This window comes from Xenophilus azovorans DSM 13620, assembly GCF_000745855.1.
GTDB lineage: Bacteria > Pseudomonadota > Gammaproteobacteria > Burkholderiales > Burkholderiaceae_C > Xenophilus > Xenophilus azovorans.
This window is the reverse complement of sequence record NZ_JQKD01000036.1, coordinates 41,560-63,300: the sequence shown is the minus strand read 5'-3', so window position 1 is coordinate 63,300 and position 21,741 is coordinate 41,560. Positions and strand designations below refer to the sequence as shown.

At 69.7% G+C, this 21,741-nt stretch carries 27 protein-coding genes and 1 pseudogene; 20 read left to right on the top strand and 8 right to left on the bottom strand.

Features of this window, described 5'->3' with window-relative positions:
* On the bottom strand, positions 1-232 hold a 232-nt coding region (locus Q392_RS18735), incomplete at its 3' end, for a transposase (RefSeq protein ID WP_038210907.1).
* 64 nt (positions 233-296) lie between these two features.
* Between Q392_RS18735 and Q392_RS18730 the strand changes: the two are divergent.
* From Q392_RS18730 to Q392_RS18660, 15 genes and pseudogenes are all read left to right on the top strand, one after another.
* Positions 297-551 (top strand): annotated as a pseudogene (locus tag Q392_RS18730) (Tim44 domain-containing protein); the annotation flags it as partial.
* A 60-nt stretch (positions 552-611) separates the two neighbouring features.
* Complete coding sequence (locus tag Q392_RS18725; protein ID WP_038210904.1) at positions 612-1,184, top strand: ubiquinone biosynthesis accessory factor UbiJ; 573 nt, start codon at positions 612-614, stop codon at positions 1,182-1,184.
* Positions 1,181-2,746: a ubiquinone biosynthesis regulatory protein kinase UbiB gene (gene ubiB / locus Q392_RS18720; protein ID WP_038210903.1), complete on the top strand. Its 1,566-nt coding sequence runs from the start codon at positions 1,181-1,183 to the stop codon at positions 2,744-2,746. Before Q392_RS18725 ends, ubiB begins: the two co-directional genes overlap by 4 nt.
* Before the next feature lie 105 nt (positions 2,747-2,851).
* Positions 2,852-3,979, top strand: a complete 1,128-nt coding sequence (locus Q392_RS18715) for a polyamine ABC transporter substrate-binding protein (protein WP_038210902.1) — start codon at positions 2,852-2,854, stop codon at positions 3,977-3,979.
* A gap of 7 nt (positions 3,980-3,986) precedes the next feature.
* Positions 3,987-5,084: an ABC transporter ATP-binding protein gene (locus Q392_RS18710; protein ID WP_038210900.1), complete on the top strand. Its 1,098-nt coding sequence runs from the start codon at positions 3,987-3,989 to the stop codon at positions 5,082-5,084.
* Positions 5,085-5,092: 8 nt separating this feature from the next.
* Positions 5,093-6,031 (top strand): ABC transporter permease, encoded by a 939-nt coding sequence (locus tag Q392_RS18705; RefSeq protein ID WP_038210899.1) that lies wholly within the window; start codon positions 5,093-5,095, stop codon positions 6,029-6,031.
* Positions 6,028-6,870, top strand: coding sequence for an ABC transporter permease subunit (locus Q392_RS18700; protein ID WP_038210898.1), 843 nt, complete (start codon positions 6,028-6,030; stop codon positions 6,868-6,870). Before Q392_RS18705 ends, Q392_RS18700 begins: the two co-directional genes overlap by 4 nt.
* A gap of 103 nt (positions 6,871-6,973) precedes the next feature.
* The gene (locus Q392_RS18695; RefSeq protein ID WP_038210897.1) at positions 6,974-7,306 is read left to right on the top strand and encodes an FmdB family zinc ribbon protein; all 333 of its coding nucleotides are present in this window, start codon (positions 6,974-6,976) and stop codon (positions 7,304-7,306) included.
* A gap of 22 nt (positions 7,307-7,328) precedes the next feature.
* Positions 7,329-7,967 carry a DUF502 domain-containing protein gene (locus tag Q392_RS18690; RefSeq protein WP_038210896.1) on the top strand — a complete coding sequence of 213 codons (639 nt, stop codon included), beginning with the start codon at positions 7,329-7,331 and terminating at the stop codon, positions 7,965-7,967.
* A gap of 38 nt (positions 7,968-8,005) precedes the next feature.
* The gene (gene aspS / locus Q392_RS18685) at positions 8,006-9,808 is read left to right on the top strand and encodes an aspartate--tRNA ligase (protein ID WP_038210895.1); all 1,803 of its coding nucleotides are present in this window, start codon (positions 8,006-8,008) and stop codon (positions 9,806-9,808) included.
* Positions 9,809-9,828: 20 nt separating this feature from the next.
* Positions 9,829-10,305: a dihydroneopterin triphosphate diphosphatase gene (gene nudB / locus Q392_RS18680; protein ID WP_038210894.1), complete on the top strand. Its 477-nt coding sequence runs from the start codon at positions 9,829-9,831 to the stop codon at positions 10,303-10,305.
* Positions 10,306-10,384: 79 nt separating this feature from the next.
* On the top strand, positions 10,385-11,116 hold the full coding sequence (locus Q392_RS18675) for an endonuclease/exonuclease/phosphatase family protein (RefSeq protein ID WP_038210932.1): 732 nt from the start codon (positions 10,385-10,387) through the stop codon (positions 11,114-11,116).
* Positions 11,117-11,153: 37 nt separating this feature from the next.
* The gene (gene folE, locus Q392_RS18670) at positions 11,154-11,897 is read left to right on the top strand and encodes a GTP cyclohydrolase I (protein WP_038210930.1); all 744 of its coding nucleotides are present in this window, start codon (positions 11,154-11,156) and stop codon (positions 11,895-11,897) included.
* A 2-nt stretch (positions 11,898-11,899) separates the two neighbouring features.
* On the top strand, positions 11,900-12,322 hold the full coding sequence (locus Q392_RS18665; protein WP_038210893.1) for a BLUF domain-containing protein: 423 nt from the start codon (positions 11,900-11,902) through the stop codon (positions 12,320-12,322).
* A 25-nt stretch (positions 12,323-12,347) separates the two neighbouring features.
* Positions 12,348-13,169, top strand: a complete 822-nt coding sequence (locus Q392_RS18660) for a hypothetical protein (protein WP_038210892.1) — start codon at positions 12,348-12,350, stop codon at positions 13,167-13,169.
* Here the strand turns inward: Q392_RS18660 and Q392_RS18655 are convergent.
* From Q392_RS18655 to Q392_RS18645, 3 genes are all read right to left on the bottom strand, one after another.
* A complete protein-coding gene (locus Q392_RS18655; protein ID WP_051953718.1) occupies positions 13,159-13,542 on the bottom strand; it encodes a hypothetical protein in 384 nt (127 codons plus the stop codon). The genes Q392_RS18660 and Q392_RS18655 overlap by 11 nt on opposite strands.
* A gap of 20 nt (positions 13,543-13,562) precedes the next feature.
* Positions 13,563-13,940, bottom strand: coding sequence for a hypothetical protein (locus Q392_RS18650; RefSeq protein WP_038210891.1), 378 nt, complete (start codon positions 13,938-13,940; stop codon positions 13,563-13,565).
* 173 nt (positions 13,941-14,113) lie between these two features.
* On the bottom strand, positions 14,114-15,529 hold the full coding sequence (locus Q392_RS18645; RefSeq protein WP_084217173.1) for a CHASE3 domain-containing protein: 1,416 nt from the start codon (positions 15,527-15,529) through the stop codon (positions 14,114-14,116).
* A 117-nt stretch (positions 15,530-15,646) separates the two neighbouring features.
* Here Q392_RS18645 and Q392_RS18640 point away from each other — a divergent pair, with 117 nt between their 5' ends.
* Positions 15,647-16,279, top strand: coding sequence for a response regulator (locus tag Q392_RS18640; RefSeq protein ID WP_038210890.1), 633 nt, complete (start codon positions 15,647-15,649; stop codon positions 16,277-16,279).
* A gap of 28 nt (positions 16,280-16,307) precedes the next feature.
* Here Q392_RS18640 and Q392_RS18635 read toward each other — a convergent pair whose 3' ends face one another.
* Complete coding sequence (locus Q392_RS18635) at positions 16,308-16,724, bottom strand: response regulator (protein ID WP_038210889.1); 417 nt, start codon at positions 16,722-16,724, stop codon at positions 16,308-16,310.
* Between the two features lie 234 nt (positions 16,725-16,958).
* On the opposite strand from Q392_RS18635, the gene Q392_RS32880 reads away from it, so the two are divergent.
* Positions 16,959-17,114, top strand: coding sequence for a hypothetical protein (locus tag Q392_RS32880; protein ID WP_157008061.1), 156 nt, complete (start codon positions 16,959-16,961; stop codon positions 17,112-17,114).
* A gap of 7 nt (positions 17,115-17,121) precedes the next feature.
* Here the strand turns inward: Q392_RS32880 and Q392_RS18630 are convergent, their stop codons facing one another.
* The 3 genes from Q392_RS18630 to gpmA form a co-directional block, all read right to left on the bottom strand.
* Entirely contained in the window at positions 17,122-17,883 is a 762-nt protein-coding gene (locus Q392_RS18630) for a HesA/MoeB/ThiF family protein (protein ID WP_038210888.1), read from the bottom strand.
* A 79-nt stretch (positions 17,884-17,962) separates the two neighbouring features.
* A complete protein-coding gene (locus Q392_RS18625; RefSeq protein ID WP_038210887.1) occupies positions 17,963-19,405 on the bottom strand; it encodes a S41 family peptidase in 1,443 nt (480 codons plus the stop codon).
* Positions 19,406-19,573: 168 nt separating this feature from the next.
* Positions 19,574-20,317, bottom strand: a complete 744-nt coding sequence (gene gpmA / locus Q392_RS18620) for a 2,3-diphosphoglycerate-dependent phosphoglycerate mutase (protein WP_038210886.1) — start codon at positions 20,315-20,317, stop codon at positions 19,574-19,576.
* 75 nt (positions 20,318-20,392) lie between these two features.
* Here gpmA and Q392_RS18615 point away from each other — a divergent pair, with 75 nt between their 5' ends.
* From Q392_RS18615 to secB, 3 genes are all read left to right on the top strand, one after another.
* Entirely contained in the window at positions 20,393-20,800 is a 408-nt protein-coding gene (locus tag Q392_RS18615; RefSeq protein WP_038210885.1) for a rhodanese-like domain-containing protein, read from the top strand.
* 13 nt (positions 20,801-20,813) lie between these two features.
* The gene (gene grxC, locus Q392_RS18610) at positions 20,814-21,080 is read left to right on the top strand and encodes a glutaredoxin 3 (protein ID WP_038210884.1); all 267 of its coding nucleotides are present in this window, start codon (positions 20,814-20,816) and stop codon (positions 21,078-21,080) included.
* Between the two features lie 177 nt (positions 21,081-21,257).
* The gene (gene secB / locus Q392_RS18605; protein ID WP_038210882.1) at positions 21,258-21,722 is read left to right on the top strand and encodes a protein-export chaperone SecB; all 465 of its coding nucleotides are present in this window, start codon (positions 21,258-21,260) and stop codon (positions 21,720-21,722) included.
* Positions 21,723-21,741 lie beyond the last annotated feature (19 nt).

The window sequence follows — 21,741 nt, the reverse complement described above, 5'->3', positions numbered from 1 at the left end:
CGCGCAGCCGCGCTATCTCCATCTGCTCGGCAGACACCTTGGCGACCTTGTCACCGCCATCAGCGCCGCCGAGCTCGCCCTTGGCCGCCAGCCTCACCCAGTTCCCCAGACTGGCCTTGGGAATGCCCAGCACCTTGGCCACTACCGCAATCGCCCGACCCGAGCGGACCTGTCGAACCGCCTCCAGCTTGAATTCACGCGTGTACTGCGCACGCACCTGCTTGTCACTCATTGCTCAACTCCTCGTCGGTATTTTCAACAAGGGTTAAGAACTCCACTTTTCAGGGGTAACCTCAGAGATCCAGGCCCAGCTCGCCGAGCGCGAGCGCAGCTCCGGCGGCCAGCCCAACACCACCGAGGTGGTGATGCTCGACGCCAAGCTGCTGGGCATCGAGGAGCTGCCCGACGCCTGGCTGGCCAGCGTGGAGTTCTCCGGCATGATCCGCGAGGACGCCTCGGCCGGCCCCAGCCCCTTCCGCGAGGTGTGGAACATGAGCAAGCCCGTGTCGGGCGGCGGCTGGCTGGTGGCAGGGGTGCAGGCGCTGCAATAAAGCTGCACGGTCTGCGCGGCAGCGGCGCTTCGGGCCGCCGCCGCCGGGATAATGGGGGACATGGCCACCACACCATCGTCCCCCTTCGCGTTTCTGGAAGACCTGCTCGGCCGCATCGGCGAGAAGCTGCAGCCGCCCGCCTGGGCGGTGCACGAGATGCAGCACCGCGCGATCCTCTTCGTCAACCACGTGCTGCAGCAGGAGCCCGAGGCGCAGGACCGCCTGGCGCGCCAGCAGGGCAGGGTGGCGCTGTTCCGCTGGCGCCACTTCCACATGCGCGTGGTGGCCACGCCGGCCGGCCTGCTGGACCTGGCGCCCGAGACGGCCCAGCCCGACCTCACCCTCACCGTGGCCGAGCCCTCGCCCTTCGCCATCGCCGGCGCCACGCTGCGCGGCGACAAGCCGAAGGTGGAGATCGAGGGCGACGTGCAGCTCGCCGCCGAGATCAACTGGCTGGCCGACCACGTGCGCTGGGACGTGGAGGACGACCTGGCCCGCCTGATCGGCGACGCGCCGGCCCACGCCATCGGCAGCACCGCGCGCAAGGTGGCGGCGGCGCTGCGCCAGTTCATCGACAAGGCAGCGCGCACGGCCCCGTCCGCACGACCTCCAGCCGACGGCGGCACTGAATGAGGCGCTTCGCCCGCGGCGTCGTCATCGTCTGGGTCGCGCTGCGCTACGGCCTGGACGAGCTCGTGCTCACGAGCTTCCAGAAGCCCTGGCTGCGCGCGCTGGGCCGCATGATCTCGGTCGGCCGCAACCTGGACGCCCCGCGCGGCCAGCGCCTGCGCGAGGCCCTGGAGCGGCTCGGCCCCATCTTCGTCAAGTTCGGCCAGGTGCTGTCCACCCGGCGCGACCTGCTGCCGCCCGACATCGCCGACGAGCTGGCCTGGCTGCAGGACCGGGTGCCGCCCTTCGATTCGGCGGTGGCCATCGCCACCATCGAGCGCGCCTTCCGGCGGCCGGTGAACGAGATCTTCGAGCAGTTCGACGCCACGCCGGTGGCCAGCGCCTCCATCGCGCAGGTGCACTTCGCCACCCTGCGCGACCCGCACGGCGGCATCCGCGAGGTGGCCGTGAAGGTGCTGCGCCCCGGCATGCGCAGCGTGATCGACAAGGACCTGGAGCTGATGGCCATGATGGCCGGCTGGGTGGAGCGCGCCTCGGCCGACGGCAAGCGCCTCAAGCCGCGCCAGGTGGTGGCCGAGTTCGACAAGTACCTGCACGACGAGCTGGACCTGGTGCGCGAGGCGGCCAACGCCGCGCAGCTGCGCCGCAACATGGCCGAGCTGGACATGCTGCTGATCCCGGAGATGTTCTGGGACCTGTGCCACGAGGAAGTCATCGTGATGGAGCGCATGAAGGGCGTGCCCATCGCGCAGCTCGACCGCCTGCGCGCGGCCGGCGTGGACATCCCCAAGCTGGCGCGCGACGGCGTGACCATCTTCTTCACGCAGGTCTTCCGCGACGGCTTCTTCCACGCCGACATGCACCCGGGCAACATCCAGGTGAGCCTGGCGCCCGAGACCTTCGGGCGCTACATCTCGCTGGATTTCGGCATCGTGGGCACGCTCACCGAGTCGGACAAGGAATACCTGGCGCAGAACTTCGCCGCCTTCTTCCGGCGCGACTACAAGCGCGTGGCCGAGCTGCACCTGGAAAGCGGCTGGGTGCCCGAGGGCACGCGGGTGGACGAGCTGGAGGGCGCCATCCGCACCGTCTGCGAGCCGTACTTCGACCGGCCGCTCAAGGAGATCTCGCTGGGCATGGTGCTGATGCGCCTGTTCCAGACCTCGCGCCGCTTCCACGTCGAGATCCAGCCGCAGCTCGTGCTGCTGCAGAAGACGCTGCTGAACATCGAGGGCCTGGGCCGCCAGCTCGATCCGGAGCTGGACCTGTGGCACACGGCCAAGCCCTTCCTGGAGAAGTGGATGGCCGACCAGATCGGCCCGCGCAAGCTCTGGGAGCAACTGCGCGCCGAGGCGCCGCGCTACGCCAAGCTGCTGCCGCAGCTGCCGCGCCTGCTGCACGACTACCTGGAGCAGCGCCCGGCCGACCACCGCCGCGAGGTGCGCGAGCTGCTGGAGGCGCAGAAGCGCACCAACCGGCTGCTGCAGGCCATCGTCTACGGTGGCATGGGATTTGTATTGGGCCTGCTGGTGATGCAGTTCGTCGTCCGGGTCCGGCTCTTCTAGCGCCTGGCGGCGGCGTTCCGGCTGACGCGCCGCGGAGATAATCCGCGCCGGCCGGAAATCCCGTCTTCCGGCGCCTGCTGCCGGCCCCTCATCGAAAGGACCTCCATGAAGTTCACCGCTCCACGACTTGCGTGCCGCCTCGCGGCCCTGGCCCTGGCTGCCACGGGGCTGGCGACCGGCGCGGCCCGGGCCGAGGAGGAGCCCGTCCTCAACATCTACAACTGGGGCGACTACATCGCCGAGGACACGATCGCCAACTTCGAGAAGGAGACCGGCATCAAGGTCCGCTACGACCTGTTCGACAGCAACGAGGCGCTGCACGCCAAGCTGGTGGCCGGCATGTCGGGCTACGACATCGTGGTGCCCGGCTCGCACTTCGCCAAGATGCAGATCCAGGCCGGCCTGCTGCGCAAGCTCGACAAGTCCAAGATCCCCAACCTCGCCAACCTCGATCCGGCCATCCAGGCCCAGCTGGCGAAGATGGACCCGGGCAACGACCACCTGGTGGACTGGATGTGGGGCTACACCACCGTGGGCATCAACGCCGACAAGGTCAAGGCCGCGCTGGGCGCCACGCCGCTGCCCGACAACGCGTGGGATCTGGTCTTCAAGCCCGAATACGCCAGCAAGCTCAAGAGCTGCGGCATCTCGTACCTGGACACGGCCTCCGAGATCCTGCCCATCGCGCTCAAGTACATCGGCAAGGACCCGCGCAGCAAGGACGCCGCCGACTACGCCGAGGCCGGCAGGATGCTCAAGGCGGTGCGCCCCTACGTGACGCGCTTCGCCGGCTCGGGCTCGGACTACATCGACCAGATGGCGCGCGGGCAGCTGTGCGCCGTCATCGGGTGGTCGGGCGACATCATGATCGCCAAGGACAAGTCGGCCCGCGCCAGGCAGCCGCAGAACCTGCAGGTGCTGCTGCCGAAGATGGGCGGCCTGCTGTTCTTCGACACCATGGCCATCCCCAAGGACGCCAAGCACCCCGAGAACGCGCACAAGTGGATCAACTACATCCTCAAGCCGGAGGTGCACGCGTCGCTGACCAACAAGGTCTTCTACGCCAACCCGAACAAGGCCTCGATGAAGTTCGTCAAGTCGGAACTGGCCAACGACAAGGCGGTGTTCCCCGACGCGGCGGCGCTGGCCACCATGATCGCGCCGGACACGGCCGACCCGGCCACGCTGCGCTTGATCACGCGCACCTTCACCAATTTCAAAGCCAATCGTTGATCCTGCGATGAGTGCTCCTGCCGGCGACGCCTTTCTGCGCATCGACGCCGTCACCAAGGACTTCGGCGACTTCCGCGCCGTGGACGGGGTGAGCCTGGACATCCCGCGCGGCGAGATCTTCGCGCTGCTGGGCTCCTCCGGCAGCGGCAAGAGCACGCTGCTGCGCATGCTGGCCGGCTTCGAGACGCCGACCGAGGGCCGCATCCTGCTGGACGGGGTGGACCTCGCCGGCCGCCCGCCCTACGAGCGGCCGGTGAACATGATGTTCCAGTCCTACGCGCTGTTCCCGCACCTCACGGTGTGGGACAACGTGGCCTTCGGCCTCAGGCGCGACGGCGTGCGCAAGGATGAGCTGGCCGAGCGGGTGGACGGCATGCTGCGCCAGGTGCAGATGGAGCCCTTCGCGCGCCGCAAGCCGCACCAGCTCTCCGGCGGCCAGCAGCAGCGCGTCGCGCTGGCGCGCAGCCTGGTCAAGCGCCCGCAGCTTCTGCTGCTGGACGAGCCGCTCGGCGCGCTCGACAAGAAGCTGCGCGAGGCCACGCAGATCGAGCTGGTCAACATCATCCGCAGCATCGGCGTGACCTGCCTGATCGTCACCCACGACCAGGAGGAGGCCATGATGATGGCCTCGCGCATCGCGGTGATGAGCGCCGGGCGGCTGCTGCAGATCGGCGCGCCGGCCGAGGTGTACGAGAACCCGGCCACCCGCTTCGTCGCCGACTTCATCGGCAACGTGAACCTGATGGACGGCACCCTGATGCGCGCGCCCGACGGCGCCGCCGAGGCGCACTGCGCCGACCTCGTGCACCGCCTGGCCGAGCCGCTGGCCGGGCGCGAGGGCCGCCCGGTCACCGTGGCCGTGCGGCCCGAGAAGATCCGCCTGGACGCGCAGGAGCCGCTGCAGATGGCCAACCGCGTGCAGGGCGTGGTCCGGGCCTTCTCGTACTTCGGCGACTGCACCATGTACCACCTCGAGCTGCCCAGCGGCGCGCGGCTGAAGGCCAACGTCGAGAACGACGAGCGCCACGGCGAGCTGGACTTCGCGCTGGGCGACGCGGTCTGGGCCTCGTGGGCGCCGGGCTCGCAGGTCGTCCTCACCGAGTGAGCGCGGCCATGGCGGACGGGGCAGGGGCGGTGCGCGGGCGCCGCGCATCGTGGGGCCGGCGGCTGGTGGTCGGCATCCCGGCCGCGTGGCTGCTGGTGTTCTTCCTGCTGCCCTTCCTGATCGTCCTGCGCATCAGCCTGCTCGCGTCCGACGGCGTGCAGCTCGGCTCGCTGTTCGAGCAGGTGGACGGGCACTGGCGCTTCGCCGGGCAGCTCCAGTCCTACGCGCTGCTGCTGCAGGACAGCCTGTACCTGTCCACCTATGGCCACTCGCTGTTCTACGCGGCGATCACCACGGTGGCGTGCCTGGCCATCGGCTATCCCTTCGCCTACTTCATGGCGCGCGCCGCGGCCGGCTTGCAGCCGCTCCTGCTGATGGGCGTGATGCTGCCCTTCTGGACCAGCTTCCTGCTGCGCGTGTACGCCTGGAAGGGCCTGCTGGACGCGCAGACCGGCTGGGTCGGCCAGGCGCTGACCGGCCTGGGCGTGGACAGGTTGCTGTTCGCCCTCGGCATGATCCCCGCCGACGGTCAACTGATGTATAGCCCCTTCTCGCTGGTGCTGGGCATGGTCTACACCTACCTGCCCTTCATGGTGCTGCCGCTGTACGCTACCCTGTCCAAGATGGACCTGCGGCTGCTGGAGGCCGCACAGGACCTGGGCGCCACCGCCTGGCAGGCCTTCTGGCGCGTGACGGTGCCGCTGTCCAGGAGCGGCATCGCCGCGGGTGCCATGCTGGTGTTCATCCCCTGTGTCGGCGAGTACGTCATCCCCGAGCTGCTGGGCGGGCCCGAGACGCTGATGATCGGCCGGGTGCTGTGGGACGAGTTCTTCGCCAACAACGACTGGCCGGTGGCCGGCGCGGTGGCGGTGGTGATGGTGCTGCTGATCCTGCTGCCCATGGCACTGCTCAACCGCAGCCAGGAAGCGCAGGAGGCACGCCGATGAAGCCCACCCGCACGGCCCGCTGGACCGGGCGCCTCTGGCTGGCCGCCGGCTTCGCCTTCCTGTACCTGCCGATCGTGGCGCTGGTGGTGTTCAGCTTCACCGATTCGCCCGTGCCCAACGTCTGGGCCGGCTTCAGCCTGCGCTGGTACGAGAAGCTGGCGCAGGACGAAGACATCCGCCGCGGCCTGTTCTTCTCGCTGCGCGTGGCCGCCGCCACGGCCACCGGCGCCGTGGTGCTCGGCACCCTGGCGGCGCTGGCGATGGAGCGGCTGCCGCGCTTCCGCGGCCGCAGCTTCTTCGGCGCCATGGTGCGCGCGCCGCTGGTGATGCCCGAGGTGCTGGTCGGCCTGTCGCTGCTGCTGATGCTGGTGTCGATGCAGCGCGCCTTCGGCTTCCCCGAGCGCGGGCTGCTCACCATCTGGCTGGGACACATGCTGGTGGGCACGGCCTACGCCACAGTGGTGATCGCCGCGCGCCTGCGCGACCTCGACCCGAAGCTGGAGGAGGCCGCCCAGGACCTGGGCGCGCGGCCGGCGCAGGTGTTCTTCCTGGTGGTGCTGCCCAGCATCGCCCAGTCGCTGCTGGCGGCCTGGCTGCTGACCTTCACCCTCTCGCTGGACGACGTGGTGATCTCCGCCTTCCTCTCCGGCCCGGGCTCGACCACGCTGCCTCTGGTCATCTTCTCGCGCGCCCGGCTGGGGCTGGATCCGACCGTCAACGCCCTGGCGACGGTGGTGATCGCCGTAGTGGCCGTCTTCGTGGTGGCCAGCAGCTACCTGATCGCCGCGCGCGAACGGCGCCGCCACCGCGAACGGCAGGCGGCCCGGCAGGGCGGCTGAGCCGCGTTCCGGCCTCTTGAAAGGGGGGCACGGGCCTATAATTGAGGGCTTTGCAAGCGGCCGCCGGCCGCTTGCTCGCTTGCATCACCCTCCAACGTTCCCCATGCCCATCTACGCGTACAAGTGCAGCGCCTGCGGCCATGCCAAGGACGTCCTGCAGAAGATCTCCGATACGCCATTGACCGTGTGCCCCGCCTGCGGCGCCGAGGCGTTCTCCAAGCAGGTCACCGCCGCCGGCTTCCAGCTCAAGGGCTCCGGCTGGTACGTCACGGACTTCCGCGACAACGGCAGCGGCAACAAGGGCGGTGGCAAGCCGGTGGAAGGCGGCGACGGCAAGGCGGCGGACGGTGCCGCCAAGCCGGCCGACGCGCCCGCGGCCGCCTCTGCGCCGGCGCCTGCTGCGCCCGCGCCCGCACCGGCCGCCAAGGCCGACTGAGAGAAGAAAGACGGCCCCGTCCATGTCCGCCCTGCGCCGATGGCTGCTGTCCGGCCTGCTGGTCATCGTGCCGCTGGCCGTGACGCTGGGCGTGCTCAGCTGGATCATCGGCACGCTGGACCAGACGCTGTGGCTGCTGCCCGAGGAATGGCAGCAGTGGCTGTCGGCCCGGCGCATCCGCGGGCTGGGCGTGCTGCTCACGCTGGCCATCCTGCTGACGGTCGGCGCCGTCGCCAGCAACTTCGTCGGCAAGCGGCTCTTGGCCTGGGGCGACGCGCTGGTGCGCCGCATCCCGGTGGTGCGCTCCATCTACTCCAGCGTCAAGCAGGTTTCCGACACCCTGTTCTCCGAGAGCGGCAACGCCTTCCGCACCGCGGTGCTGGTGCAGTGGCCGCGCGAGGGCATGTGGACCATCGCCTTCGTCACCGGCGCGCCCGGCGGCGACGTGGTGAACCACCTCCAGGGCGACTACGTGGGCGTGTACGTGCCCACCACGCCCAACCCCACCGGTGGCTACTTCGTCATGCTGCCGCGCGCCGATTGCATCGAGCTGCGCATGAGCGTCGACGAGGCGCTCAAGTACATCGTCTCCATGGGCGTCGTGGTGCCCGGCGGGCCGGCAAGCCTGCCCAGCCGCAACGCCGCCCTCGCCAACAAGTAACCCCCTGCCGGGCGCCCGCGGGGCGCCCCACACGAATCATGGCCATGCGTTCTCACTACTGCGGTCTCGTGACCGAAGCCCTGATGGGCGAAACCGTCACCCTGTGCGGCTGGGTCAACCGCCGCCGCGACCATGGCGGCGTGATCTTCATCGACGTGCGCGACCGCGAGGGCTACGTGCAGGTGGTGTGCGATCCCGACCGCGCCACCACCTTCGCCACCGCCGAGGGCCTGCGCAACGAGTTCTGCGTGCAGGTCAAGGGCATCGTGCGCGCCCGCCCCGAGGGCACCACCAACGAGCAGCTCAAGAGCGGCAAGATCGAAGTGCTGGCGCACGAGCTGAAGGTGCTCAACCCCTCCGTCACGCCGCCCTTCCTGCTGGACGACGACAACCTGAGCGAGACCACGCGCCTGACGCACCGCGTGCTGGACCTGCGCCGCCCGGCGATGCAGAAGAACCTGATGACGCGCTACAAGGTGACGATGGAGGCGCGCAAGTTCCTCGACGCCAACGGCTTCATCGACATCGAGACGCCGATGCTCGGCAAGTCCACGCCCGAGGGCGCGCGCGACTACCTGGTGCCCAGCCGCGTGCACGACGGCAGCTTCTACGCGCTGCCGCAGTCGCCGCAGCTGTACAAGCAGATGCTGATGGTCTCGGGCTACGACCGCTACTACCAGATCGTCAAGTGCTTCCGCGACGAGGACCTGCGCGCCGACCGCCAGCCCGAGTTCACGCAGATCGACATCGAGACCTCCTTCCTCGAGGAGCAGGAGATCCGCGAGATGTTCGAGGGCATGATCCGCCAGGTCTTCCGCAACGCGGCCGACATCGACCTGGGCGTGTTCCCGGTCATGTCGTACGGCGACGCGATGTTCAAGTACGGCTCCGACAAGCCCGACCTGCGCGTCAAGCTCGAGTTCACCGAGCTGACCGAGGTGATGAAGCGGGTGGAGTTCAAGGTCTTCTCCGGCGCCGCCAACATGGCCGGCGGCCGCGTGGTGGCGCTGCGCGTGCCGGGCGGCGGCGGGGAGGGCGGCCTCTCGCGCGGCGAGATCGACGCCTACACCGAGTTCGTCAAGATCTACGGCGCCAAGGGCCTGGCCTACATCAAGGTCAACGACTGGTCGCAGGGCCGCGAGGGCCTGCAAAGCCCGATCGTGAAGAACCTGGACGACAACGCCCTGGGCGAGATTGTGGCCCGCACCGGCGCGCGCAACGGCGACCTGATCTTCTTCGGCGCCGACAAGGCCAAGGTCGTCAACGACGCCATCGGTGCACTGCGCATCAAGATCGGCCACAGCGCCTTCGGCCGCAAGAACGGCCTGTTCGAGGACCGCTGGGCGCCGCTGTGGGTGGTGGACTTCCCGATGTTCGAGTTCGACGAGGAAGGCCAGCGCTGGAGCGCCGTGCACCACCCCTTCACCAGCCCGAAGGACGGCCACGAGGACCTGATGGACACGGCGCCCGAGAAGTGCCTGGCCAAGGCCTACGACATGGTGCTCAACGGCATCGAGATGGGCGGCGGCTCGGTGCGTATCCACCGCGAGGAGGTGCAGAGCAAGGTGTTCCGCGCCCTCAAGATCAGCGCCGAGGAGGCCCAGCTCAAGTTCGGCTACCTGCTCGACGCGCTGCAGTACGGCGCGCCGCCGCACGGCGGCATCGCCATCGGCCTGGACCGCCTGGTGATGCTGATGACCGGCGCCGAGTCGATCCGCGACGTGATCGCCTTCCCCAAGACCCAGCGCGCCCAGGACCTGCTGACCCAGGCCCCCGGCCCGGTGGACGAGAAGCAGTTGCGCGAGCTGCACATCCGGCTGCGCAACCCCCTGCCGGCCTGACGTCGGCGGCGGAGGGCACCGTGGCGGCCGCCGCACCGCGCTGGAAGATCCCTGAGTCGGTGCTGGTGGTGATCCACACGCCGGCGCTGGAGGTGCTGCTGATCGAGCGGGCCGACACGCCCGGCTACTGGCAGTCCGTCACCGGCAGCAAGGATGCGGAGGACGAGCCGCTGGCGCTGACCGCCGCGCGCGAGGTGCTGGAGGAGACCGCCTTCGACTGCCGTCCCGGCACGCCGCTGGCGGCGGGCCTGCGCGACTGGGCCCTGACCAACGTCTACGACATCTACCCGCGTTACCTGGGCCGCTACGCCCCGGGCGTGACGCGCAACACGGAGCACCTGTTCGGCCTGTGCGTGCCCGAGGCGGCGGTCCCTACGCTCAGCCCGCGCGAGCACACGGCCTGGCGCTGGCTGCCCTGGCGGGAGGCGGCCGACGCCTGCTTTTCTCCCTCCAACGCCGAAGCCATCTTGTTGCTGCCAGAATTCACCCCATCCTAGGATGATGAATTCCGACCGACACGGCTTGCAGGTGGCGTCGGCCGCGCTCAGCGGCGGCGATGACTCGGGCTTCGCCTCGATGGACACGCTGCGCGTGGCGACCTACAACATCCACAAGGGCGTGCAGGGCGTCGGCCTGGCGCGCCGGCTGGAAATCCACAACCTGGGCCATGCCATCGAGCAGCTCGACGCCGACATCGTCTGCCTGCAGGAGGTGCGCAAGCTCAACCGCCAGGGCGAGCGCCGCTTCGCCCGCTGGCCGCAGCAGCCGCAGGCGGACTTCCTCTGCCCCGAGGGCTACTGTGCCGTCTACGAGACCAACGCCTACACCCGCCACGGCGAGCACGGCAACGCGCTGCTGTCGCGCTGGCCGGTGGTGCGCCACCGGCACGAGGACATGTCCGACCACCGCTTCGAGCAGCGCGGGCTGCTGCACGTGGAACTGGTCGTGGCCCATCGGCCGGTCCATGCCATCGTGGTGCACCTCGGCCTGATCAAGGGCAGCCGGGTGCGCCAGATCGCGCAGCTCGGCGACTTCATCACGCGCGAGGTGCCGCCCGACGAGCCGCTGGTGGTGGCCGGCGACTTCAACGACTGGGGCACCCGCCTGCGCGACGCGATGAACGCCATGGGCCTGGCCGACCTGCAGGGCCGGCGCACGCCCACCTATCCCTCGCGGCTGCCGCTCACGCAACTGGACTTCGTCTATGCCCGCCACCTGAAGCCGGTGTCGCTGACGGTGCCGCGTGGCCGCATCTGGGGCCGCATGTCCGACCACTTGCCGCTGGTGGCCGAGCTGGCCGTGGAATGACGAACCCTGCGCCAGGCGCACTGCTACGATGACCGCCATGTTGAGGAAAGCCGAAGCCGCCGCGGGCGCCAACGACGCACCGCAGGCCCCCGACGACGAGGGTACGCCCGTCTCCGTGAAGATCCGCGAGCGCATCCTTGCCGCCCGCCAGCGCTTCCATGCCAACGACAACATCGCCGAGTTCATCCAGCCCGGCGAGCTGGAGGCCCTGCTCGACGAGGTCGAGCACAAGATGCGCGGCGTGCTCGACAGCCTGGTGATCGACACCGAGAACGACCACAACACCGCCAACACGGCGCGCCGCGTGGCCAAGATGTACCTGCAGGAGGTCTTCCGCGGCCGCTACGTGAACGCGCCCGGCCTGACGGAGTTTCCCAATGCCGAGCGGCTGAACGAGCTGATGATCGTCGGCCCGATCACCGTGCGCAGCGCCTGTTCGCACCACCTGTGCCCGATCATGGGCAAGCTGTGGATCGGCGTGATGCCCAACGAGCACACCAACGTGATCGGGCTGTCGAAGTACGCGCGCCTGGCCGAGTGGGTGATGGGCCGGCCGCAGATCCAGGAGGAGGCCGTGGTGCAGCTGGCCGACCTGATCCAGGAGAAGACCCAGCCCGACGGCCTGGCCCTGGTCATGGAGGCCGAGCACTTCTGCATGCAGTGGCGCGGCGTGAAGGAGACCGACAGCAAGATGATCAATTCGGTCATGCGCGGCGTGTTCCTCAAGGACCCGAGCCTGCGCCGCGAATTCCTGTCCCTGTTGCCCCGCCGGAAGGACTGATCATGCTCGTCCGCCTGCTCTACGCCAGCCGCGCCACCGACACCAGCGCGCAGACCATCGAGGCCATCCTGGCGCAAGCGCGCACGCACAACACGGCCAACGGCATCACCGGCATCCTGTGCTACGGCGCCGGCACCTTCCTGCAGGCCATCGAGGGCGGGCGCATGGCCGTCAACGAGCTGTACGGCCATATCCAGCGCGATGCGCGCCACAAGGACGTGGTGCTGCTGCACTACGAGGAGATCCTGGAGCGCCGCTTCGGAAGCTGGACCATGGGCCAGGTCAACCTGGGCAAGCTCAACGCCTCCACGCTGCTGAAGTATTCGGAGAAGGCCACGCTGGACCCGTACGCGGTCTCCGGCCAGGTGTCGCTGGCGCTGCTGGAGGAACTGATGGCCACCGCGGCCATCGTCGGGCGCTGCTGATCGCCCCGTCCGACGCGGCGCACGGGTGCTGCTGGGCTGCGACTTCTCCAGTGCTCCGACGCGGCGCAAGCCGGTCGTGGTGGCGGTGGGCCGGGCGCATGGCGGCGACGCCGTCCGGCTCGACCGCATCGAGACCTTCGCCACCCTCGACGGCTGGCAGCAGTGGCTGGCCGCCCAGCCGGCCTGGGTGGGCGCCTTCGACTTCCCCTTCGGCCTGCCGCGCGAGCTGGTGCAGGCGCTGGGCTGGCCGCTGGCCTGGGAGGCCTGCGTGCGGCACTATGCCGGCCTCGGCCGAGCCGAGCTGCGCAGCACCTTCGCCGCCTTCTGCGCGGCGCGTCCGGCCGGCGGCAAGTTCGCGCACCGTGCGACCGACGGGCCCGCCGGCGCCAGTCCCTCGATGAAATGGGTCAACCCGCCGGTGGCCTGGATGCTCCATGCCGGCGTGCCTCGCTTGCTGGACGCGGGCGCCCGGCTGCCGGGGCTGGGAGGCCGGGCGGGGTCGCCCCGCGTCGCGCTGGAGGGCTATCCGGGCCTGCTGGCGCGCGAACTCATCGGCCGCCGCAGCTACAAGAGCGACGACCCGCAGCGCCAGACCGCCGAGCGCGCCGCGGCGCGGGCCGACCTGCTGGGGGCGCTGCAGCGCGGCAGTCCGCGCCTGGGGCTGCGCCTCGAACTGTCGCCGGCCCAGTCCGCCGAACTGGCGGCCGACGCGCAGGGCGACCGGCTGGATGCCGCCCTGTGCCTGGTCGAGGCCGCCTGGGGCGCCGCGCGCAGCGGCACGCCTGGGCCTGGCTACGGCCTGCCGGCCGGCATGGATCCGCTGGAGGGCTGGATCGTCAGCGCCTGAACGGCCCGCGCGGGTCCAGCAGGGTGTTCACGACATCGGCGACGTCGGAACTCTGGCGCACCAGCGCGAGCACCGCACCGGCCGAGAGCAGGCGCCAGGGGCGCAGCAGCACCAGGGCGGAGCCCAGCGCGGCCGAGCCGAGCATCAACTGCGTCGGGCGGGTGCGGGCATAGTGCCCGAGCACCGGCCGGGCCAGTTGGGCGGCCGCGTGCACCGGGTGCCGGCGCCACCAGCGCCGCGCGATGCCGACGGCCAGCGGAGAAAAAGGCGGCCAGGATTCCGTCGCGCCGCCGGCTTCGGCGGGGCGCTGCGCAGAAGAGGAAACGCCGACGGGCCGATGCCTCGGCGCCGTCGGCGGGAGCGGTTGGCGCATGGCCGGCGTGCGGCCCGCGATCAGTAGTCGTCGCGGCGGCGGGTGGTGGCCAGCACCAGCAGCGCGGTGATGGCAGCGCCGGCGGCCGCGGCCACCAGCACCGAGCGCACCGGCTGGTCGGCGATGTAGCGGCTGGTGACCTGGGCCGCCTCGCCGAAGCGCTCCTGGGCGCGCACGCCGGTCTTGGAGGCCGCCTCCAGCCCGCGCTGCACTGCCTGCTGCACGCGCGAGGCGATCTGCTCGACCGCAGGTTCCATGTCGCTGCGCAGATGGCGCACCTTCTGGCCCGCCGCGTCCACGGCGTTCTGGGCGTATGCGCGGGTGCTTTCGACGGCGTCCTGGGCCGTGCTGCGCAGGTCGTCGGCGATCTGCGAAGGGGTTTTGGCGGTGGAGTTCATGGTGACAACGTCCTTTGGGCTGGAAAAGAAACTGTTTGCGGCAAACGGAATGCTAGCTCGCCGGCGCCGCGCCGCATCATCTCTGCGATGAAGTCCGCAGCCTGCGCAATGGCGAAGATCACGAACCGGGGCCGGACGATGCCGGCCGCCTTCGGCGTGGCCGATGCCCCAGCTTAGGCGACGTCCTTGGCCGGGCCTGTCAGCGGCCCGGGGGCAGGGTACGTAGGAACGGGCCGAATCGCCTCCGTGCGCGGCGACCGCGCCGGCAGCATGGCGTGCAGATGCGTGCCCTGGCCCGGGGTGGAGGCCACGCTCAGCTTGCCGCCGGCGGCCTCGACCCGGTGGCGCATGCCGGCCAGCCCGTGGGTGGAGGGGCGCACCTGCTGCACGTCGAAGCCGCTGCCGTTGTCGCTGATGTCCACCGTGACGTGGTTGTCGTAGTTCTTCAGCACCACGGTCGCCTCGGTGGCCTTCGCGTACTTGCCCACGTTGGTCAGGGCTTCCTGCACCATGCGGTAGATGGTGAGCTGGCGCGCCTCGTCCAGCGTCACCGGCTCCAGCACCATGTCCACCTGGATGCCCGAGCGCTCGCCGAACTCGCGCCCCAGGATCTCCAGCGATGCGACCAGCCCCAGGTTGGACAGCGAGGAGGGCCGCAGGTCCTCGATGATGCGCCGCTTCAGCGCGATGCCGGAGTTCAGCAGCTCCGTCAGGTGCGCCAGCCGCTGCGTCGCGTCGGGCGCGTCGGCCAGGCGCGACTTCAGGCGGGCCACGTCCAGCTTGGCGGCGGTGAGCAGGGCGCCCAGCTCGTCGTGCAGCTCGCGCGCCAGGTAGCCGCGCTCGTTCTCCCGCACTTCCTGCAGGTGAGTGGCCAGCTCGGCCAGCGAGGCGGTGCGCTCGCGCACCTCGATCTCCAGCGAGTTGCGCTCCTTCTGCAGCGCCAGCTGCTGGCGCTCGCCGGCGCGCTGCAGGGCCTGGCTCTGGCGCAGGTAGAGCACGAAGGCCAGCAGCGCCACCAGGGCGATCGCCTCGATGCCCACGCGCGCGAACTGCAGCGAACGGTCGATCTGCTGCTGTCCGGCCAGCCACATCCGTGCGCTGGCCTCGGCCAGGCTCTCGGCCTGCTCACGGATGCGGGTCATCTCCTCGCGCCCGACGTCGGTGGTCAGCACGAAGCGGGTGGCGTCCTCGTTGCCCTCGCGCATCAGGCGCAGGCTCATCTCCATCTCGGCCAGCTTGCGCGCCACGTGGTTCGATAGCTGCCCCACCTGCGCGGCCTGCGTCGGCCGGTCGGCGTACAGCAGGCGCAGCCGGGCCAGATGGAGGTCGATCTCCTTGAGGGCCTGGTCGTAGGGCTCCCGGTAGTTGGCGTCGCCGGTCAGCATGAAGCCCCGCTGGCCGGTTTCCGCGTCGAGCATGGCCTGCAGCAGCAGGTCGACCGCGACCCGGGCCTGCTGGGCGCGCTCCATGTCGGCCAGCGCCTTGCTCGACTGCCGGTGGCCGGCCTCGTTGATGCCGACCAGCACCAGCGCCGCCAGCACGGCCAGCACCAGGCTCCAGAGCCACTTGGAAGAGAACAGTCTGTGCATTCGCCCTCGCCGGCCGCCGCCGCTCCTTGCTCGGTTTCTCAGTTAATCAATAATGTTTTCCAGACCCGTAACATTTCTGCGGTGCCTGGGTGCGCCGCGCAACGACGAGAGCGACACATGATCAAGATCGGCATTGTGGACGACCACGCGATTGTGCGTTCCGGCCTGCGCCAGTTCTTCTCGGAACACGTGGATCTGCGCGTCGCCGGCGAGGCGGCTTCCGGCCGCGAGGCCATCGACCTGGTGCGCAACACTGAACTCGATGTGCTGGTGATGGACCTGTCCATGCCCGGCCAGAGCGGCATCGACGCGCTGGCCATGATCCGCGCCAAGGCGCCGGACGTGGGCATCCTGATCCTCAGCGCCTACCCCGAGGAGCACTACGCCATGAACCTGATCCGCCAGGGCGCCAGCGGCTACCTCAACAAGGAATGCGAGCCGATCGAGATCGTCAACGCCATCCGCACCATCGCGCTGGGCAAGCGCTACATCACGCCCGCGGTGGCCGAGCTGCTGGCGCGGCAACTGGAGCGCAAGGACGACGCGGCGCCGCACGAGCAGCTCTCGGAGCGCGAGTTCCAGGTCTTCCTCAAGCTGGCCAAGGGGGAGACGGCGGGGGAGATCGCCAAGACGCTGTCGCTGTCGGTCAAGACGGTCAGCACCTACCGCACGCGGCTGATGGAGAAGATGAACCTCTCCTCCAACAGCGACCTGACCTACTACGCGCTGAAGAACAAGCTGATCGACTGACGCGGGGCACCGCACGTCTTCCCGGCCTTCAGGCGTCGGCGCCCCGGGCCGTGTCGGGCGACGGGCTTCCCTGGCCATGCGCGAGGCAGAACTCCACCAGCGCGTCGATCTCGTTGGACTTGTCGAACACGGCATCCACGCCCAGCTGGGCGCAGCGCCTGCGGATGTCCGGGGTTGCGTAGTTGCTCAGCACCACGACCTTCTGGCTGGGTTGCCGGCCCATGCAGGCCTGCAGCACGCCCAGCCCGCTGCCTTGCTTGAGGAAGAGGTCGACGATGGCCAGCTGCCAGGTGCCGGCGTTCTCGTCGAGCCAGCGGCGCGCCTCCTGCTCGGTCTCGGCGAAGCCGATGGCGCTGACGTGGGTCAGCTCTTCCAGCGTGCCCACGAGGTTCTCGCGGATGGTCTGGTTGTCTTCCACGATGTACGTGTGAAGCCGCCCGATCATGGCACGCGCTCCGGTGCTGATTTCCTCTTCAGGTACGCAGAAAGACCCCATCGCCACCACCGAGAACACATGGCGTGGATGCTACCGAGGCCCTGCCGGGTTGCAATGCAAGCGCGCATGGCTTGAAGTCGTAGGAGACCGCCGACAACGCGGGCTCCGGGATCCGGGTAGGCTCAGCCGGATGGGACGGAAAGCGTGTCCGTCCATGGCGTTCCAATCCACCCAGGAGCCGTGATGAGGAAAGGGTTCGGCATCTTCGTCCTCGCCAGCGCGCTGGCGCTGCTGGCCGCCGTCGTGGTGATGCACGGCGAGGCGGGCCCGGCCGAACTGCGCTGGCTGAGCGGGGCCGCGGAGGCCGGCGCCAGCCCGGCCGTGGGTGTGAACCCCTGATCTCCCCTCAGCCCGCGGGCCGGTGTCCGCACACCGGGCAGCCGGGATCGCGCGCGACCTGCATCGTCTCGAAGCGGCTGCCGCGGCCGTCGAACATGAGCAGCCGTCCCGCCAGCGATTCGCCGATGCCGCCGGCCAGCAGCTTCAGCGCCTCGTGCGCCTGCAGCGTGCCGATGGTGCCGACCACCGGCGCGAACACGCCCAGCACGGCGCAGCGCGTCTCCTCGAAGGCGGCGTCGGGCGGAAAGAGGCACGCATAGCAGGGCGAGGCGTCGTCGCGCAGGTCGTACACGCTCAACTGCCCGTCGAAGCGGATCGCCGCGCCGGCCACCAGCGGCCTGCGGTGGCGCACGCAGGCGGCGTTGATGGCGTGGCGGGTGGCGTAGTTGTCGCTGCAGTCCAGCACCACGTCGGCCGTGGGCACCAGCCGCTCGAGCAAGGCGGCGTCGGCGCGCGCGACCTCGGCGGCGACCTGCACCGCCGGGTTGATGGCGGCCATGGCGGCGGCGGCCGAGGCGACCTTGGCCTGGCCCACGCGGGCGGTGGCATGGGCGATCTGGCGCTGCAGGTTGGTCAGGTCGACCTCGTCGTCATCCACCAGCGTGATGCGGCCCACGCCCGCGGCCGCCAGGTACAGCGCCACGGGCGAGCCCAGGCCGCCGGCGCCGATCACCAGCACATGCGCCGCGGCCAGGCGCTCCTGGCCGTCGATGCCGAATTCCTCCAGCAGGATGTGGCGCGAATAGCGCAGCAGTTGCTCGTCGTCCATGGTGGCCTTGCGCGGCGCGGGGTCCTCAAAGCGCGATCGGCCTCCCGGGGGAGGCCGATGCGGCGCGGGCGGGCCGTCCTCAGTTGTCCTTCTTCTCTTCCTTGTTCTCGACGATCACCTGCGTCTTGCTCACGACCACCGTCTGGCCCTTGAGCTGGTTCAGCGCCTGGATCAGCGGGAAGTCCTTGTCGGTGCCGAACTCGGGCGTCTTACGGTCCTGCGGCGGCTTCTTGGCCTCTTCCTCCAGGCGCTTGCGGGCCTCGTCGCGGGCCTTCTCGCGCTCCGGGTCCTTCACCTCGGGCCCCTGGCCGCTGGACAGGTGCTTCTCCAGGTCGGCCTCGCGCATGCGCAGCGCGGCGTAGGGGCTGCCCTCGGCGCTCTCGTCCACCAGCACGTTCGGCACGATGCCCTTGGCCTGGATCGAAGTGCCGCTGGGCGTGTAGTAGCGGGCGGTGGTGATCTTCAGGCCGGTGTCGGGGCCGAGCGGGCGCACCGTCTGCACCGAGCCCTTGCCGAAGGTCTGGCTACCCATGATGGTGGCGCGCTTGTGGTCCTGCAGGGCGCCGGCCACGATCTCGCTGGCCGAGGCCGAGCCTTCGTTGACCAGCACCACCAGCGGCACCGTCTTGAGCGCCGCCGGCAGGCCGCGCAGCGGGTCGGAGCCGGCGCGGCGCTGGTAGTCCTCGGGAATGGCCTTGTAGACCTGCTTGCTCTCGGCGAGCTGGCCGTCGGTGGTGACGACGGTGGACTGCGCCGGCAGGAAGGCGGCCGACACCGCCACCGCCGCGTCGAGCAGGCCGCCCGGGTCGTTGCGCAGGTCGAGCACCAGGCCCTTGAGGTTGGGCTCCTGCTTGTAGATCTCTTCGACCTTCTTGACGAAGTCGTCGACCGTGCGCTCCTGGAACTGCGACAGGCGGATCCAGCCGTAGCCCGGCTCGATCACCTTGCCGCGCACCGACTGGGTGCGGATCTCCTCGCGCGTGATGGTCACCGGGAAGGTGCGGCTCTCGTCCTTGCGGAAGATGGTCAGCAGCACTTTGGTGCCGGCCTCGCCGCGCATGCGCTTGACGGCCTCGTTCAGCGTCAGGCCCTTGACCGCGGTGTCGTCGATCTTGGTGATCAGGTCGCCCGTCTTCAGGCCGGCGCGGAAGGCCGGCGAGCCCTCGATGGGCGAGACGATCTTGACCAGGCCGTCTTCCTGCGTGATCTCGATGCCCACGCCGACGAAGCGGCCGGTGGTGCCCTCGCGGAATTCCTTGAAGGCCTTCTTGTCGAAGTACTGCGAGTGCGGGTCCAGCCCGGAGACCATGCCGGAGATGGCGTCGGAGATGAGCTTCTTCTCGTCCACCGGCTCGACATAGTCGCTCTTGATCATGCCGAACACCGCGGCGAGCTGCTGCAGTTCTTCCAGCGGCAGCGGCGCGAGCGCGCCGCGCGCCACCGTCTGCAGCGATACGGTGGTCAGCGCACCGGCCACGGCGCCTGCGGCGACCCAGCCGGTGATCTTCAGTTTCTGGCCCATGGGGTTCCTTCTGGCGACCTGTTCAGGTCAATATACACAGCTTGGAAACAAGTTCGCGGCCCCGGTTCCGTAGCCCCGCGCGGCAGTCGGACGCTGGCGGGCGGCTCATTGGACAACCTTCGCGCCGACGCGCTGCGGTGCGAGCGCCTTCGGGCGGCCGGGCGGCGCTCAGGCCTTGCCCTGCGACGCCACCGCCGCGGCGGCCTTCTCGGCGGCGGCCGCGTCGCCCAGGTAGTAGTGGCGCAGCGGCTTGAGGTCGTCGTCCAGCTCGTAGACCAGCGGGATGCCGTTGGGGATGTTCAGGCCCACGATGTCGCTGTCGGAGATGCCGTCCAGGTACTTCACCAGCGCCCGGATCGAGTTGCCGTGCGCTGCCACCACGATGCGGCGGCCGGCGCGGATGGCCGGCGCCATCGACTCGTTCCAGAACGGCAGCACGCGCGCCACCGTGTCCTTCAGGCACTCGGTCAGCGGCACCTGCTCGGGCGAGAGCTTGGCGTAGCGCACGTCGCCGCGCTCGCTGCGCGGGTCGCTGGGCTCGAGCGCCGGCGGCGGCGTGTCGTAGCTGCGGCGCCAGACCAGCACCTGCTCGTCGCCGTATTCCTTGGCCATGTCGGCCTTGTTCAGGCCCTGCAGCGCGCCGTAGTGGCGCTCGTTCAGGCGCCAGGAATGGATCACCGGCAGCCAGGTGCGGTCCAGTTCGTCCAGCACGTGCCACAGCGTGCGCGTGGCGCGCTTGAGCACGCTGGTGTAGGCCACGTCGAAGTCGTAGCCCTCGGCCAGGAGAAGCCGGCCGGCCTGCCTGGCCTGCTCGATGCCGGTGGGCGTGAGGTCCACGTCCGTCCAGCCGGTGAAGCGGTTCTCGAGATTCCAGGTCGACTCGCCATGGCGGATCAGCACCAGTTTGTGCATGGAGGCCTTTTCGTTGGAGGAAGGGAAAACGCGGCATTTTAGAATTGCCGGCTTTGCCACTCCCGAGCGCCCCCTGTGAAATTCCTTGTCGACAACTGGGTCCTGATCCTCATCGCCCTGAGCTCCGGCGGCATGCTGTTCTGGCCGATGCTGCGCGGCGCCGGCCAGGGCAGCCTGTCGGTGCAGGGCGCGGTGCAGCTCATCAACCGCGAGAAGGGCGTGCTGGTGGACGTACGCGATCCCCAGGAATATGCCGCCGGCCACCCGGTGGGCGCCCGCAACCTGCCGCTGGACCAGTTCGAGGCGAAGCTGCCCGGCGCCGTCAAGAACAAGGGCGTGCCGCTGCTGCTGATCTGCGCCGGCGGCAACCGGGCGTCGCGCGCGGTGGCCATCGCCAAGAAGCTGGGCTACGAGAAGGCCCAAGCCGTGGCCGGCGGACTCAAGGCGTGGAAAGAGGCTAACCTGCCCATCGAGAACACCTGAGAGCCCAGCCGCCATGCAATCCGTCAAGATGTACACCACCGCGGTCTGCCCGTACTGCATCCGCGCCAAGCAGATCCTCAAGTCCAAGGGGGTGGAGCAGATCGAGGAGATCCGCGTCGACGCCGACCCCGCCGCGCGGCAGCAGATGATGGAGCTCACCCGCCGCCGCACCGTGCCGCAGATCTTCATCGGCGACACCCACGTGGGCGGCTGCGACGACCTGATCGCCCTGGACGGCCGCGGCGGGCTCGAGCCCCTGCTGCAGGGCGGCGCGGCCTGAGCGCCCCCAGGGCCGGGCTGCGCCCGGCCCGCCCCCCGAGGGGGACAAGAAGACTCGGGAGCGGCCCGGCGTCTTCTTGAGACCCGCAGGCGATAATCCGCGATTCACCCTTCTTCGGGCGCGCCGCGCAGCCCCAGGCTGCCGCGTCCCGATCCCACCGACCGACACAGACACACCATGGCCGACCAGCAAGCCGCAGACCCCGTATTCCAGATCCAGCGCGTGTACCTGAAGGACCTCTCGCTGGAGCAGCCGAACTCCCCGGCCATCCTGCTGGAACAGACCCAGCCCACCGTCGACATCCAGCTCGGCGTGGAGGCGCAGAACGTGGCCGAAGGCATCTTCGAGGTGTGCGTCTCGGCCACCGTGCAGACCAAGATCGACGACCGCACCGTGTTCTTGGTCGAGGCCAAGCAGGCCGGCATCTTCGAGATCCGCAACCTGCCCGACGACCAGATGGGCCCGATCCTGGGCATCGCCTGCCCGCAGATCGTCTACCCCTACCTGCGCGGCAACGTGGCCGACGTCGTCCAGCGCGGCGGCTTCCCGCCCGTGCACCTGGCCGAGATCAACTTCCAGGCCATGTACGAGCAGCAGCAGGCGCAGGCGGCCGGCGAGGGCGTGCCGGCCAACGCCCAGTAACCCCGCTTCCACGACGCCG